This is a genomic window from Bacillus paralicheniformis (assembly GCF_002993925.1).
Classification (GTDB): Bacteria; Bacillota; Bacilli; order Bacillales; family Bacillaceae; genus Bacillus; species Bacillus paralicheniformis.
Map to the genome: position 1 here is coordinate 1,925,471 of NZ_CP023665.1, position 14,969 is coordinate 1,940,439.

General features: G+C 42.0%; 13 protein-coding genes and 1 pseudogene. 10 read left to right on the plus strand and 4 right to left on the minus strand.

Annotated features, from left to right (window positions below; all coding sequences use genetic code 11):
• Positions 1-152 precede the first annotated feature (152 nt).
• The 3 genes from CP943_RS09845 to CP943_RS09860 all read left to right on the plus strand — a co-directional run bounded on the left by CP943_RS09845 (position 153) and on the right by CP943_RS09860 (position 3,605).
• Positions 153-1,280, plus strand: a complete 1,128-nt coding sequence (locus CP943_RS09845; RefSeq protein ID WP_105980954.1) for a Rap family tetratricopeptide repeat protein — start codon at positions 153-155, stop codon at positions 1,278-1,280.
• A 328-nt stretch (positions 1,281-1,608) separates the two neighbouring features.
• Positions 1,609-3,207 (plus strand): T7SS effector LXG polymorphic toxin, encoded by a 1,599-nt coding sequence (locus CP943_RS09855; RefSeq protein WP_234026569.1) that lies wholly within the window; start codon positions 1,609-1,611, stop codon positions 3,205-3,207.
• A gap of 11 nt (positions 3,208-3,218) precedes the next feature.
• Complete coding sequence (locus CP943_RS09860) at positions 3,219-3,605, plus strand: hypothetical protein (protein ID WP_025811456.1); 387 nt, start codon at positions 3,219-3,221, stop codon at positions 3,603-3,605.
• A gap of 452 nt (positions 3,606-4,057) precedes the next feature.
• Here CP943_RS09860 and CP943_RS09865 read toward each other — a convergent pair whose 3' ends face one another.
• Together CP943_RS09865 and CP943_RS09870 are read right to left on the minus strand one after the other, a co-directional pair.
• Complete coding sequence (locus CP943_RS09865; protein WP_035338712.1) at positions 4,058-5,050, minus strand: CobW family GTP-binding protein; 993 nt, start codon at positions 5,048-5,050, stop codon at positions 4,058-4,060.
• Positions 5,051-5,060: 10 nt separating this feature from the next.
• Positions 5,061-5,453: a (2Fe-2S) ferredoxin domain-containing protein gene (locus CP943_RS09870; RefSeq protein ID WP_035338711.1), complete on the minus strand. Its 393-nt coding sequence runs from the start codon at positions 5,451-5,453 to the stop codon at positions 5,061-5,063.
• 508 nt (positions 5,454-5,961) lie between these two features.
• Between CP943_RS09870 and CP943_RS09875 the strand changes: the two are divergent.
• Positions 5,962-6,448, plus strand: a pseudogene (locus CP943_RS09875) (YjdF family protein).
• Between the two features lie 182 nt (positions 6,449-6,630).
• Here CP943_RS09875 and CP943_RS09880 read toward each other — a convergent pair.
• Complete coding sequence (locus tag CP943_RS09880; protein WP_020451477.1) at positions 6,631-6,741, minus strand: YjcZ family sporulation protein; 111 nt, start codon at positions 6,739-6,741, stop codon at positions 6,631-6,633.
• Positions 6,742-6,976: 235 nt separating this feature from the next.
• On the opposite strand from CP943_RS09880, the gene CP943_RS09885 reads away from it, so the two are divergent.
• The 6 genes from CP943_RS09885 (at position 6,977) to CP943_RS09915 (ending at position 14,248) form a co-directional block, all read left to right on the plus strand.
• A complete protein-coding gene (locus CP943_RS09885) occupies positions 6,977-8,395 on the plus strand; it encodes a flavin monoamine oxidase family protein (RefSeq protein WP_035338710.1) in 1,419 nt (472 codons plus the stop codon).
• 409 nt (positions 8,396-8,804) lie between these two features.
• On the plus strand, positions 8,805-9,482 hold the full coding sequence (locus CP943_RS09890) for a YoaK family protein (protein ID WP_035338708.1): 678 nt from the start codon (positions 8,805-8,807) through the stop codon (positions 9,480-9,482).
• A 127-nt stretch (positions 9,483-9,609) separates the two neighbouring features.
• A complete protein-coding gene (locus CP943_RS09895) occupies positions 9,610-11,079 on the plus strand; it encodes a potassium/proton antiporter (protein WP_035338707.1) in 1,470 nt (489 codons plus the stop codon).
• A 293-nt stretch (positions 11,080-11,372) separates the two neighbouring features.
• On the plus strand, positions 11,373-12,743 hold the full coding sequence (locus CP943_RS09900; protein ID WP_230588675.1) for an MFS transporter: 1,371 nt from the start codon (positions 11,373-11,375) through the stop codon (positions 12,741-12,743).
• A gap of 401 nt (positions 12,744-13,144) precedes the next feature.
• Positions 13,145-13,657, plus strand: coding sequence for a ClbS/DfsB family four-helix bundle protein (locus CP943_RS09910; RefSeq protein WP_026579708.1), 513 nt, complete (start codon positions 13,145-13,147; stop codon positions 13,655-13,657).
• 279 nt (positions 13,658-13,936) lie between these two features.
• On the plus strand, positions 13,937-14,248 hold the full coding sequence (locus CP943_RS09915) for a YbjQ family protein (RefSeq protein ID WP_003182008.1): 312 nt from the start codon (positions 13,937-13,939) through the stop codon (positions 14,246-14,248).
• 49 nt (positions 14,249-14,297) lie between these two features.
• Here CP943_RS09915 and CP943_RS09920 read toward each other — a convergent pair whose 3' ends face one another.
• Positions 14,298-14,948 (minus strand): TVP38/TMEM64 family protein, encoded by a 651-nt coding sequence (locus CP943_RS09920; protein ID WP_026579707.1) that lies wholly within the window; start codon positions 14,946-14,948, stop codon positions 14,298-14,300.
• Positions 14,949-14,969 lie beyond the last annotated feature (21 nt).

Below are 14,969 nucleotides of genomic sequence, written 5' to 3' on the forward strand. Positions count from 1 at the left end.
CCCCCATTAAATCAATAGTTCTTAATCCTTTCTCAAATTGCTGTTGCGGGGGGAACCGAAAATTTAATTGCGGTGGCCCGAACGTCTTTTTCGAATGATGAAATATTGTTAAAATTTACATCATTAGTATAGTTAAGGGAAGGGTGAAAAGGTTGGATAGAATCTCATCTGCAGAAGTGGGGATGAAAATTACTGAGTGGCACCAGCATATTCAAAAATTCAATGTGACAGACGCCGAAATGCTTAAAGCTGAAATTGAAAGGGATATAGAGGTTATGGAAGAAGATCAGGATTTACTAATCTATTATCAATTGATGGCTTTCCGCCACAGTATAATGATTGAATATATAGCACCTTCGGGTAAAAAACAGATGGAATTATCAGAATATTTAAAGAGGATTGAAGGGAATAAACGAAAATTAGATCATATGCTTATGTATTATTATCATTTTTTTCGAGGGATGTACGAATTTAGGAATGGAGAATATACGAAGGCAATTACTTATTATAAAAGAGCGGAACGACAATTTCCTGCTATATCAGATTCGATTGAAAAAGCGGAATTTTACTTTAAAATGGCTGAAGTCTATTACCACATGAAAATGACCCACGTTTCGATGTACTTTGCAGAGCGTGCATATAACATTTACAAAAAATATGAACTCTATTCTGTTCGCCTTATTCAGTGTCATTTTGTCATTGCTGGGAATTATGATGATTTAGAGAATCATGAAAAGGCTCTTCCACACCTAAATCAAGCACTTAGAGGCGCAGAACTATTAAAAAAGAAAAATCTACAGATATACGCTTCTGCTTTTTACAACCTTGGCAACTGCTATCACAAAATGGACAACTTAAACAAGGCTGCAAGATATATTGAACAAGCTCTCATTCAATATAAAAAATTAAAATCAAAAAATTTGCCGCAAGCATATCACGACTTGGCACTAATCAATTTCAAACAAAATAAGCATGATAAAGCCAAGGATTATTACCGAAAAGGGCTTAGAAGTGCTGTGGAACTTAAAGATTATCTGTTTATAAGCCTTTTTGAAGCTCTCGAGTCACTTTATATAAAACAGTGTGAAACTACATCGCTTTTTAAAATTTTCAATCGACTGGAAACAAGCAAAGGATTTCCGTATTTGGAAGAGCTGGCATTGTTAGCCGGCACCTATCTAGATTATAATGGAAAAACAGAGGATAGTCTCATCTGTCTTAAAAAGATGGTCTATGCTCAAAAGCAAATATTGAAGGGGGAATGTTTGTATGAAGTCTAAAATGAAGATCGGTTTAGGAATTATGATAATTGGACTTGGCTTTCTCAGTCATTTTTCGAACAACGATGATATCAACACAGCTTCAAGAAACATCACAAGCGCACCCAGTCATTATTTTGTTGTTTAACCTAAAAGAGTTTTTGGAATATCCTTTTAGCCGTTTTAATAGCGGCTTTTTTTTATGTATTTCAAACCCTTAACAAATAGGTTTAATGACCTAATCTCAAAGATTCATTTTCATGGATTGATAGGATTTATTCACCAATTCCTTTCTATAAAGTGGTAAAATATTTCGAGGTATGTCACTTTAGTATTAGAGGAGAATGCTATGAAGACTCTGGATGTTCAAGCGTTGCACAAAGCCATTGATCAAACGCTGGAACAATTAAAACATCAATCAGACGAAATTGCCGAAGTTAAAAAAAGTGTTGAGGGCATTACATCACTTGATGATGCTTTAAAGGGGAAAGGGGGAGACGCGATACGTAACTTTTATGAAGAATGCCATACTCCATTCCTTCAGTTTTACGAAACTCTTATTGGGGAATATCAGTCTGCATTGAAAAAAATCAAAAATGCGCTGAATTCCTTTGAACCGAATCATAACGGATTTATATCGCAAACCTTTCTCGAACACGAGCTCGAACAAGGGGTGAATTCAGCCGACCGCACAACGAAGCGTTTGGTATCTAAAACAAACGCCACGATCGCAAAAGTCAGCCACATTGTCGATTTGCCTGATTTGAATGACAGCGGCTTTCACGAACAGAATCAGAAAGCCTTAAAGGAAATCAATCAGACAATTGAAAAGCTGCATGCTTTTGACCGCGAGCAAACAAACGCCCTTAAAACGGCCGAAAACGATCTTGAGACGATGCGGAAATACATCGCGCGGCTCGAAAAGATGTATACCGGGCCCAAAATTGAAATCGCCGGTTATCAAAAAGGCGCTATTTTAAAGCCGGATGAGATGGATGCCTTGAGTGGAAATCAAGAAACAGCGATGGGTGTTATGTTGAAAAAAATCGGGGAAAAAGAAGATGCTGACATTAACACTCTCTCCGATCCAGATCGATTAAAAAAATTGGCGACACAAAAGGTTTCCACCAAAGAGTACACTCAAGAGGAATTGAATAAACTTAAAAAAGATTATAGACTATTTAATGATACGCTTTACAGGGCATACATAGACGGTGATACTATCGTCAAGATAGAACCTGCATACACCCTTCCTGATCATGTTGAAAAGAGTGAGTGGGAAAAATATTTAGAGACAGCTTTGGAATTTACAGGTGTGTATGATGGAGTAAGAGCAGCGTTTGGATACGACCTTGCAACAGGTGAAATCGTTAAAGGTAATGGGGATCGTTTTATGGCCGCATTGAATGTCACCCCTTTTGGAAAGGCATTTAAGTACGGAAAACGCGGCTTCAAGTTATTTAAAGGTGAAGAAGCGGGAAAGAAAGTTGCAAAAGCTGAAAAAGGTGTTAAAGGAGCGGAGAAGGTTCAAACTAGAAAAGAAATTATGAATACCGTTCAAAGCAAAATGAGTCCTGCAGTGAAGAAAATTAAAGAAATTGATCCAAATGCTAAAGTTGGTTATAGAGGCTCATTGGCTACAGGGCAGAAAGGACCGCATAAGGGAAACGCTCCATTTGACCCTACGGATTTCGATATTGATGCTTTCATTGTTAGTGATAAATTAGCTTCAAAGTTTCCATCAAGTTCTAGATGGAGGGCTGGTACCGATATAAAGGAAATCAGGAAAATACAAAAAGAGTTAGATAAAACTCTAAAAAACTCTTTAGATGGATTAAGAAAAACAGATAAAAAAGGGAGACCTGATAAATTAACCTTTAGAATCTTTACTCAAGAAGAATATAATAGTAAATTTACAAAAGGAAGCAAAATATTAAAAGATGAATAGGAGAATGTTAGGTGGAAAAAAAATATCCGTATTTTAAATGTTTAATTCCAATTACTTCGAATAAGGATATAGATGATTTAGCAAGAATAATTTCAGTTAAATTATTTGGAGGAATACCCTTCGGCGGTATGGAGGAACAAATTTATGAAGAAGTGCCCGCTGTTTTTATAGAAAATCCAATTTTAGGATTTCAGGTAGTGATTCAGGGGTTTGGAGGAGAAAAAGGCTATACCCTTGAAGTTCGTTCACATCCAGAAATTATTGAACCAGATGATGCTGATGAAATAGAGGTAGATATAACTAGATATGTGTCTACTCTACTTGAAGGAACTGACGGTCTACAGATCAGGTATGAAGAACTTCAAAATATGAAACATTATATAGAAATAACCGAATAAGGCAAAAATCAAAAACCTTGAAAGGAAACTATCTTTCAAGGTTTTTAATAAAATCCAACAAAATGGAGGGCTTTTATCTTTTCGCCTTTGTCATACAAAGCAAGAAAAATGGGCATGAATACCAGAATCCTATACGAGAGCCTACGGACGATGATTTTTTGCAAATGTTATGCAGCTGGTTAGCTGCTTTTTTAATGGCTAGAACTGTGAGACGCACTTTTACCTTAAGTATTTTTATCCGGCTTTATCGAAGGTGTCGTCAGATTCAAAGGAAGGGCGGCTTTAAACTATCGCGCGACAGTTGCCGGAATGTAGGCAAGCCTTTATAAGAACAAAAAGAAAAGCAGGCAAATAACCTGCTTAAAACCTCATTTTGCCCTTGAAAAAGACTCGCAAAATCAAATCTCGGGTCTTTCTATTAAGCAAAGAGAGGGTCAACAAAGCGAGAAATGTTACTTTGCGATGCAATTTTTAAATTGCCGCTCCAGTTCCTCTTTGTCCAAGTCCTTTCCAATGAAAACAAGTTCGCTTTGTTTTGTCTCGTTTTCGTTCCACTTGCGATCCGGACGTCCTGAAAACAGCATATGCAACCCTTGGAATACGATTCGATATTCTTCCCCTTTAATAGAAAGGATCCCTTTATAACGTAATAAATCTTCGCCTTTTTCCCGTACGAGATAACTCATCCAATGATCCACTTTTGCCAAATCAAGAGGCTTCTCTTCCCGAAAAGCAATAGAAGACACTTTATCATCATGATGATGGTGATGATGATCCTCTAGAAAATGAGGGTCGATTTCAAGTTTTCGATTGACGTCAAACGTATTGATCCCCAGTATATCTTTTAAATTGATCTTGCAATCTCTGGCATGCAGCCTCTTAGCCGCAGGATTAATGTTGACAAGTCTTTGCTCCAAGGATTCCAAATCGTCATTTGATACTAAATCTGTTTTATTGAGGATGATGACGTCAGCAAAAGCAATTTGTTCTTGAGCTTCATCCTGATCATCCAGATGTCTGGCGATATGCTTGCTGTCTACTACCGTGACGATGCTGTCAACTTCAAATATGTCGGACAGCAGCTCATCCATAAAAAAAGTCTGGGCAACAGGTGCTGGGTCAGCCAGTCCTGTTGTTTCGATTATAACCCGGTCGAATGCAACTTTCCCTTGATCCATTGAGAATACAAGAGTTCTCAGAATGCGAATCAAATCTCCGCGGACCGTGCAACAGATACAGCCGTTGTTCATTTCCAAAATTTCTTCTTCAGAATCAACGACGAGCTGATTGTCTATCCCGACTTCTCCGTACTCATTGACAATAACCGCAATCTTTTGATTGTGTTTTTCTGTAAGTATTCGATTTAAAAGTGTGGTTTTCCCGGCGCCTAAATATCCAGTGAGAATAGTGACAGGAATTTTCTTTTTAGTTAAAGGCATGATCATTCGACCTCATTTACAATTTTTTCGATACTTTGATTACTTTTTCTTTGTCTTTTGGAATCCCGGCGGTGACGCCAGATGAACGTTCGAAACGTTGGCCATCATACAAATGACTTGCTTTTTCTTGATAATCTTCATTGGTACAAAGCGAGTCAATCAGGAGGGGGACATCCTCCGGTTTTAAATCTTTATACCATGTTCCTTTCGGATAGTGGATGACCACGCACTTATCTTGGCATCTTCCATTACACCGCGTGCGCGTTGTATGAATGACATCGTCGAGCTCCCGGTCTGAAATTTCTTGCCGAATCACTTGAGTCAGTTCCTCAGCTCCGACCCGATTGCAGCTGCTGCCGTTGCAGATAAAGATATGATGTTTCATATTACTTAAATCCCATGTCGCCATATGTATCTTTCCTCCGAGTAAAACAGAATTATTACGATTTGCAAACGGTAAAATGATAAAGACTAAGTAAGCCCCGGTCGATAACTGTCCCGAAAGGTGATACCGATAACCGGGGAGACGGTGGGGTAAGCTCCGCATTTCATCGTCACCTTGAGCTTTTCACTCCTTTCGCAAGCTCTCTATTCAGCCTTCTCTTGCCGCCTTTGGTTGTTTATTTATATGGTCTCTCTTTCAATACGGCAAACAAAACGTAATTATTACGATTTAAAAATCATTTTATCTCTTTTTCAAGTCAAACGCAAATAGAAGAGGTTAAACGGTGCCAATGAGATCTGAGCAGCTTCTTTTTCAGCCAGAGCCTATCTGGCTCAGGGGAGGGTTTGCATTATATTATTGTACTGAATATAAAAGAACTTTACCCCTTTTCCTAAGCTGGAAAAATTGATAAAATTTTTAGCGGAGAATGAAAAAACACGATTCGGTTGGTAGTCCGGATGCATGATTGATCATGCCAGTAACCTTCCCCTCCTCGGGATGTCCGTCATTCTCTGAAGTACATGTTGATGGAGGAGGGAATCGTTATGAAATTAACGGTTTACTATGATGGTCAGTTTTGGATAGGAGTCATTGAAGTTGTGATTGAAGGTAAGCTGAGAGCCGTCCGGCATTTGTTTGGCAAAGAGCCGAAGGATTCGGAAGTTTTGCATTTTGTTCATCATCAACTTTTACAGGCACTGTCACAAGCAGATCAGGAAGGAGTTAGGCTGGACGCCCGCCGCCCGCGCAAAATAAATCCGAAAAGGCTGCAGCGGCAAGTGTCTAAAGAATTGAAAAATGCTGGTGTGTCTCATAAGGCGCAAGAAGCGATAAAACAAGAGCTGGAAGCAAGAAAACGAAAGAAACAGCGGCTGACAAAAGAGCAGCGGGAAAAGGAAAAAGAACAAAAGTATTTACTCAGAAAGCAAAAAGCGAAACAAAAGCATAGTGGAAAATAGAATTTCTTTGGAGCAAAGTGAAGCTCAATAGAGGGGCGTTTTCCTGTATTGTATTAAAAAAAGGCTCTTTTTAAAAAGAGCCTTTCATAATGGAGTCAATAACGATAAGCAAGAGGGGAGAACATGTAAAATAAGGAGAAGGTCATAGGTTATTGCTTTTTAAAACAGAACCATTTTAGAACTTAATAGCCTCCATAACCACCGCCGAACCAGCTGGCACCAATGATGATTAAGAGAATGAACAGGACAACAATTAAAGCAAAACCGCTTCCGTATCCGTAACCTCCGCTCATATGTTTCACCTCCCTAAAGATACATAGTTTATCCTATGTATCTTTATCAATTCGGTATAGGATATTGATTTACATTTTTAAAAATAGTTGACCCATTTGCAACTGCGCCCTCATACGGAGTCTTCGTGCAGAGAGGATGAAAATGGTGATTGGCGTCCTTTAAACGGAATATAATGCAATAAATCCACCGAAAAGGGCGCTGAGTAAATTGAATTTTCAATTAACTGAGGGAGACATGCTTTATATCATTAGAAACGGCCTTCAAACAACACAGTATCCCAAGCAAGTAATGATCGTTGGTGCCGGGTTGTCCGGGCTTGTCGCAGCGTCTTTATTAAAGAGTGCCGGGCACAGAGTGACGATCGTGGAAGCGAATGACAGAGCGGGAGGACGTGTTTTTACTTCCCGTGCACCCTTTAGCGAAGGGTTGTATTTCAATGCCGGTCCGATGCGCATCCCCGATATTCATACTTTAACGATAGAATACATTAAGAAATTTAATCTGCCTGTCAATGAGTTTATCAACAGAACCCCCATGGATATTCTTTACGTCAACGGCGTGAAAACTCGTCTTCATGAGTTTGAAAGATATCCGGGTGTTTTAAGATTCCCGGCTGCTCCCCATGAGCAGGGGAAAACGGCTGAACAGCTGATGCTTTCTGCATTGCAGCCTATCCTCAATTTTATCAGCCAAGATCCGGCGAGAAATTGGCGTATTGTTGAAAAACAATACAGAAACGAATCGTTGGGCTCTTTTCTCAACACTCATTTTTCACACGGCTCCATTGATATGATTGGTGTGCTTTTGGACATGGAAGCGTACATGGGATTGTCACTTGTCGAAGTATTAAGGGAATCGATCTTTTTTACATCGCCGTCTCGTTTCTATGAGATTACAGGTGGCATGGACTTGCTGACGCAAGCTTTTCTTCCGCAATTAAAGGGCGATATTTTATTTGGTCATAAATTGATGAAAATATCTCAAACTGAAAACAATGTGACAGCCCATTGTATCCACCAACAGTCGGCAGAACATTCAGCTCTGACAAGTGATTTCGCAATCGTAACAATTCCTTTTTCAGCTTTGCGATTTGTGACATTTGAGCCGTTTGATTCGTTTTCCTATCATAAGCGGAGAGCGATTCGGGAGCTTAACTATATTGCCGCGACAAAAATAGGAATCGAATTTAAGAGCAGGTTTTGGGAAAGAGTCGGGCAGCGCGGCGGCAGATCCATTACCGATTTGCCGATTCGCTTTTCATATTACCCAAGCAGCGGCATAGGGGCACACGGTCATGCTGTTATTTTAGCGAGCTATACGTGGGCTGATGAAGCGCTGATATGGGACAGTCAGCCGGAAGAAGAGCGGATCCGCTATACGCTGAAAAATTTAGCGAGAATATATGGAGAAATCGTGTATTCTGAGTTTGTATCAGGCGCTTCTTTCAGCTGGACGCAAAATCCTTTTTCAGCGGGAGCATTTACAGCTTTCGAACCTGGTCAGGAATTGGAGCTGTATCCTTATATTCCTATGCCTGAGGGAAGGGTGTATTTCGCCGGGGAGCACGCTTCCCTCACTCACGGGTGGATGCAGGGAGCGATTGAATCGGGAATACGGGCGGCATATGAAGTGAATCAGTCCTCCCGCGTGTAACCATGAACTTTGCAAGTATTGAAGGAATGGGGAAGAGTCGCTTGTAAAAGGCGGCTCGTTCGTTTTTATTTAGGCAAACAGTCTGATCATGCAACAAACGCCGATCGGCTGCTTTCTTAACAGTAAGAAATGTGTTCCCAGTTCTTAAAAACAAGTTTTTAAGAACTTCATTTATAAAAAATTTTAATGCTTATGATACAATTGAATTGTAGATGTAACACGATGAGCGATAAGTGTTTTGCTGAGGTGCATGATCGGATCGCCCGCATTTTTTCGTTAAGAACCCCTCTTTTTCTAACAATAAAAAAGTCCCCAAATCGAGTTTTCCCTTAGGAAAGGCTCATGACATACCGGATTGAATCGCTTAACATTCCGCCGGGCAGAATAGCTTCGAAAGGATTGAATCACATTGAATGCTGCTCATGAACGAAACATCATGCTTTTGCTTCTCTGTTTGACAGCAGGTATTGTAGATGTGATTGGGTACTTAAGTATCGGTCACGTATTTACTGCTAATATGACCGGGAATATCGTACTGTTAGGATTATCAATCGGCAATTCTCTTCATGCGACCGCCGTGTACTCGCTGATCGCATTGTTCGGATTTATCATCGGCGTGATTATTTCAGCAGCCATTGTCGGAAAACAGGAAAAATCGTTCTGGCCGTCAGGCGTCACGATTGCACTTGCTGTTGAAGCAGCCGTATTGCTTCTATTTGCTTGTCTGACTTTCTATGAAAGTTCGCCACACTTTTTGATCTTGCTGTTAAGCATGGCGATGGGGCTTCAGACTACAGCAGCCAGAAAGCTCGGCATAGCAGGGATTTCCACTACTGTCCTAACGGGGACGCTCGCAAACTTTTTCGAAGATGTGACAAAACGGTTCCTCAGCAAAAACGACCAAAAGGTCATCCATAAGGACGCATGGCTTCGCGCTTTGACGATTGTGCTCTATTGCCTGGGGGCCGTCATCGCCGCACTTGCTGAGCCTGCGCATCCGTTTGCCGTGATTTGGATTCCAATCGCAATCATTATTGGGATTATTGCGATTGCAGGCACAAAGTTTCACGGATGGAGTGAAGACTGAAGGACGGGTCCCATACACGAGCATACGCGAACATCGTTTGTTACATACGTTTTATGAGGGTGCCTGTTCGGGTAAAAGAACGGGGGACAGCACCAGTATCGGTTAAGATTGGGAGGAGGATAAATGGTTGGAACACATTAATATGGAGCAGTTTATTTTATTAGCGGCCTTATTGCTGATTATCGGTGTACTGACAACGAAATTTTCGACAAGGCTCGGAGTGCCCGCTCTCGTCTTGTTCTTGATTGTCGGGATGGTCATGGGGAGCGACGGTCTCGGAATTATTTATTTTAATAATCCCGAGTTAGCCCAGCTGATCGGAGTTATCGCACTCGTCGTCATCCTTTTTGAAGGCGGTCTGCAAACAAAATGGTCTTCAATCAAAGCGGTCGCCGTTCCTTCATTGTCGCTCGCAACGATTGGCGTTTTGCTGACCACCTGTGTGGTTGCGGTTGCGGCCAAACTGATTTTTAATGTTTCCTGGATGGAAGGCTTTTTATTCGGAGCGATTGTCGGTTCTACAGATGCGGCCGCGATTTTCGCCGTTTTGAAAGGCCAGAATATTAGAGACAGATTGAGCTCTACACTGGAAGCAGAGTCGGGTACAAATGATCCGATGGCGATGTTTTTGACTTTATCGCTCATCCAGCTGCTGACGGCTGATCATTCATCTTATTTCATGCTTGTGATTTCATTTTTCTGGCAGATGGGAATGGGGCTTTTGCTCGGATATGTACTCGGGCGGTTCGCCAGCTTTGCCATCAATAAAATCAACTTGGATTCAAGCGGACTTTATCCGATCTTTGCTCTTGCTTTTGCGCTTCTTACCTACAGTCTTACAGATGTCATCGGGGCGAGCGGCTTGCTTGCCGTCTACATTGCTGCGCTTGTCATCGGAAATCAAGATTTGACTTACCGACATTCTATTTTCAGGTTTAATGAAGGCTTTGCCTGGATGATGCAGATTTTGATGTTTATTATTCTAGGATTATTGGTTTTTCCTGCCCAATTTTTATCTTTCGATATCATTTTCAAAGGCTTCCTGCTTTCGCTGATTTTAATTTTTATCGCCAGACCGGTTGCCGTTTTTCTGTCGACCATCAAAATGGGCTTTCATTTTAACGAAAAAATCTTCTTGTCGTGGGCCGGATTAAAAGGGGCCGTTCCGATCGTTCTTGCAACATTCCCCATGACGATGGGGCTTGAAAACAGCCAATTGGTCTTCAATGTCGTATTCTTCGTCGTTTTAACATCTGCTTTGATCCAAGGATCAACCATATCGGTCTTCGCAGAAAAATTGAAATTGAACGGACCGCAGAAAGTCGAAGCGCCGCATTCGCTCGAGCTTGTTTCCATCGGCAAGGCGAACGCCGAAATTATCGAATTTGAAGTCGATGACCAAACAGCCATCACCGGGCAGGCACTGAAAGACATCAGCTTTCCGAAAGATGCCCTGATCAATGCGATCATCCGAAACGGGGATTTGGTCACGCCGCACGGAGAAACGAAAATTAAATCAGGCGATATTTTGTATATTCTCGTATCGAAAAAACAAAAAAAGGAACTGAAAAAATTATTAAACAGGGAATTTGATTAAGCTTTCGGAAAAGCACAGGACAAGGCTGGCTTGCTCAGTATGTCACGAATAAAGGTCAATGAAGGGTACTGCACCGGTATTCTTCATTGGCCTTTTTTTGCAATGTGAAAGTTCAGCTTATGTTCCTTACATTGATCCCTTTGTTGATCAATTGTATAATTTAAAAATCAAATATGAGGAGGCGCATGAATGATGAAGTGCAAAAAAATAAATGGGTTAACATTTGAGGGGAAAGCGCATCATTAACCCTATAAACTGCGTGATTCCCCTATAATTTTGGGGGTATCATTCAATTGAAAAACAGTAAAATGCAGTCCTTCAAGCATCAAAAGAAGGCGTTTTGGTGGCTTAGCTTTGTCGCTTTCTTCAGTGTGATGAACGAAACCGTATTTAATGTTGCATTGCCGGACATAAAAAATCAATTTGACGTGTCGCCTGCCGCGGCAAATTGGGTGAATACGAGTTTTATCATTTCCTTTGCTGCCGGTTCGGTCGTTTACAGCAGGCTTTCTGATATGTACGGTGTCAGAAAGCTGTTTGTGGCCGGACTAATGATCTATGGCGGAGGTTCGTTAATAGGTTTTTCGGCTCAGTCTTATTTCACGGCCGTGATCTTTGCGCGCTTTGTTCAAGGAGCCGGGGCTTCCGCTGTACCCGCGCTTATCCTGGTCATCATTACACGCTGTGTCCGTCCGGAGGGCCGGGGCAAAGCGTTCGGCCTTGTCGGATCACTGGTGGCAATGGGCGAGGGAATAGGTCCGGCTATCGGCGGAATGATTGTACATCATATTCATTGGTCGTTTCTGTTCCTTCTTCCGATGGCGGCGCTGATGTCGATTCCATTCTTCCTCAGAAATATGCCTGCTGAAGCCGCTGTAAAAGCAAATTTGGATATCATAGGGATCGTCCTGCTGACAATCAGCATTGTGATGTTCGCTGTATATATATCGCTGTATCATGTCTTTTATTTAGCGGCGGGCATTTTTTGCTTGATTGGAGCTGCGGTTCATACCCGATATGCGGAACATCCTTTTATTGACCGGTCTTTAATCAAGAATCGCAGATATATAGGCGTCGTTTTGGCAGGATGTATCGTATTGGGAAGCGTTGCGGGAATCGTCTCTGTCGTTCCATATATGATGAGAGTCTTGTTCAGTTTAAATGCCGATATTATCGGAAGCGGTATCATGCTTCCGGGTAGTGTGGGCGTTATCTTTTTCGGCGTCGCGGGGGGAGCCCTTACCGATCGCTTCGGCAGCCGGTTTGTTTTTACTCTTGGATGGTTATTGATCTTGGCAACCATAGCGGCCGCGTCACAGTTCGGTGACCGGACACCATGGTTGATGACGATGCTGCTCGTGTTTATATTTGGCGGTCTTTCATTTGTGAAGACGTCGATTTCCAATAGTGCCGCAGAAAGCTTGGAAGAAGAGGCTGCAGGCGCTGGAATGGGGATGCTGAATTTTGCCTGTTTTTTATCTGAAGGAATAGGCGTGGCATTTGCAGGAGGCTTGATGGCAGTGCGCGGGTTCGGCTATTCTGCGCTTCCGGCAATGGACAATGCCTGGGGCGCTGTATTCAGCCGCTCGTTTGCCATATTCACAGTCTTTGTATTGGCTGGCGGATTGCTATATTTATTGACTTGCAAACGCAAAAAATCTTAACATATTCGAATGGTTGGGCGGGACCGCCCAGCCGTTTTTTATGTTGTATGGATTTTCTGAAACATGATGAAAGTAAAGGATGAAGAAATTATGAAAGAAGCATCGGCACCTTTGAAATTGACGGACTGACAATTGAATATTCGCGAATAGGTGAAGGGAAGCCGATTCTAGTGATGCATGGAGGCATTTGAATTGAATTTGGGTATCGAGAGAGGTTGACGTAGAGTCGACGGCAGGGGAGCCGATTCACATTACCTCATATTGAAGCGGGAACCGTCGAACAAATTAATATACATGCAATGTAAGGGAAGTCTCGCAAACTGCTCTTAAAAGTTCATGATTTGTTTTAAAATAAGGCGGACAATCCGTGTAGTGTACACTATAGTTGATATCAAGGAGGGATTACGGTGTACGAGTCCAAGAAACATTTGAAAGAAGAAATTCATAAGCGTTATTTGTTACTAGATGGGGAGTTTGACGATATCCCCGATCAGTATAGAGATGTTCGGGATCAAGACGTAGATCGAACGCCAGGGGAAATCCTTGCTTATCAGCTCGGATGGTTAAACCTGTTGATGAGCTGGGACAGGGATGAGCGCTTGGGAAAAACCGTTGTCACTCCCTCTCCTCATTATAAATGGAACCAACTGGGTGCTCTTTATCAATCTTTTTACGATATGTATTCTCACTTTTCGTTAACTGAGCTTCGCCAAGAATTCAAGAAAGCAGAGGCACAACTTCAGTCTTGGATTGATACGCTCACGGATGAAGAATTATTCACCCAAGGTACTTTGAATTGGACAGGTGAAAACCCGAAGTGGCCTGCTATAAGGTTCATTCACGTCAACTCTGTGGCTCCATTTAAAAACTTCAGGACTAAAATAAGGAAGTGGAAGAAGAATCAACTGGGATGAAATCGTGTTAACATGAAGAAGTGCATTCAAAAGATACTCAATTTTTCTTATGAAGCTGAAATTAACAATGCTATAAAGTTATCTATATTCACTTCTTTCGAGGCATTTTCCATTTTGTGAAAAGCCCGCGATTGAAACGATGCGGCTATGCAATGTGGTAAAACTTTGCATAAAAAACTTAACATTTTAATAATCCAGCCGATATGATGGATAAATAACTGCACGCTTCCGGCGGATATGGTATGGTAGCTAGTAAGTATAGGAAAAGGGAGGATATGAATGATCATCGTCACAACAGATACAATCGCGAATCAAAATATCGTCGAAGTCAAAGGGCTTGTCACCAGCAGCATCGTTCAGTCGCGGAATATCGGAAAAGATATTCTGTCAGGATTGAAGTCGGTCATTGGCGGAGAATTAAAAAATTACACCCAAATGCTTGAGGATTCGAAAAAAGCTGTGAGAGAACGGCTCGTGAATCAAGCTGAAGAACTCGGAGCAAACGCGATCGTCGGTCTAAGGTTCGAACTATCTGCAGGCCAGGGTACCTCCGAACTAATCGGATATGGTACGGCTGTTGTAATCGGCTGACGTTCAACCGAAAAACGAAGGCGGCGGCTATCATTGCCGCCTCAGCGGGTCAAGAAGGCTTCCCTGTCTGTTTGGTCTCTTTATGTTTTTGAGTCAGATGGGGATACTTTCTGTAGATGACAAGCGCTATGATCGCCATGTATAAGCCGTAGACACCGATAGAGATCAGCTTGTTTTCACTGAAATTGGCACCTGCGATCGAGACGACGAGAACGTTAGGGATTTTTCCAAGTGTCGAAGCCGCGAAAAAGACAGCCCATTTCACCTTGCTTAAACCGCAGACAATATTCATGACAACGGCGGGGATAACGGGGATCAGTCTGCCCAATAGTACGGCTGTAAAAGCATTTTGGTTAAAATAGGCTTCATATTCGCTCATTTTCGGGTATTTCGTTAAGCGTTTGCGAGCCAAATCTCTGAATCCGTAACGTGAGAGGAAGAACAAGAGCATGGTGCCGAGCATCGACCCTGTCAGCGTGATCAGCACGCCGTTTGCGATTCCGAACAAAGCGCCGTTTAATCCGGCAATGAGCGCAAACGGGACGATCGGGAAAAATACACAGGCCGCCACAAGCAGCATGCTGAATAGCACCGAATAAATGCCTCCGTCCCTGATGACGCCGAGCCAGGAATCTTTGCAGACGAATCCGACCGCGATGATACTTGCCATGATGATGATAGTGAATAGTTTTCTGATCATACCGCTCCCGCTGCCTTTCTT

Excerpts from the sequence above, each read along its gene's own strand:
- CP943_RS09885 (WP_035338710.1), top strand. The coding sequence starts at position 6,977 with ATGCTTTATATCATTAGAAACGGCCTTCAAACAACACAGTATCCCAAG.
- CP943_RS09915 (WP_003182008.1), top strand. The coding sequence starts at position 13,937 with ATGATCATCGTCACAACAGATACAATCGCGAATCAAAATATCGTCGAA.
- CP943_RS09855 (WP_234026569.1), top strand. The coding sequence starts at position 1,609 with ATGAAGACTCTGGATGTTCAAGCGTTGCACAAAGCCATTGATCAAACG.
- CP943_RS09870 (WP_035338711.1), bottom strand. The coding sequence starts at position 5,453 with ATGGCGACATGGGATTTAAGTAATATGAAACATCATATCTTTATCTGC.
- CP943_RS09865 (WP_035338712.1), bottom strand. The coding sequence starts at position 5,050 with ATGATCATGCCTTTAACTAAAAAGAAAATTCCTGTCACTATTCTCACT.
- CP943_RS09880 (WP_020451477.1), bottom strand. The coding sequence starts at position 6,741 with ATGAGCGGAGGTTACGGATACGGAAGCGGTTTTGCTTTAATTGTTGTC.
- CP943_RS09920 (WP_026579707.1), bottom strand. The coding sequence starts at position 14,948 with ATGATCAGAAAACTATTCACTATCATCATCATGGCAAGTATCATCGCG.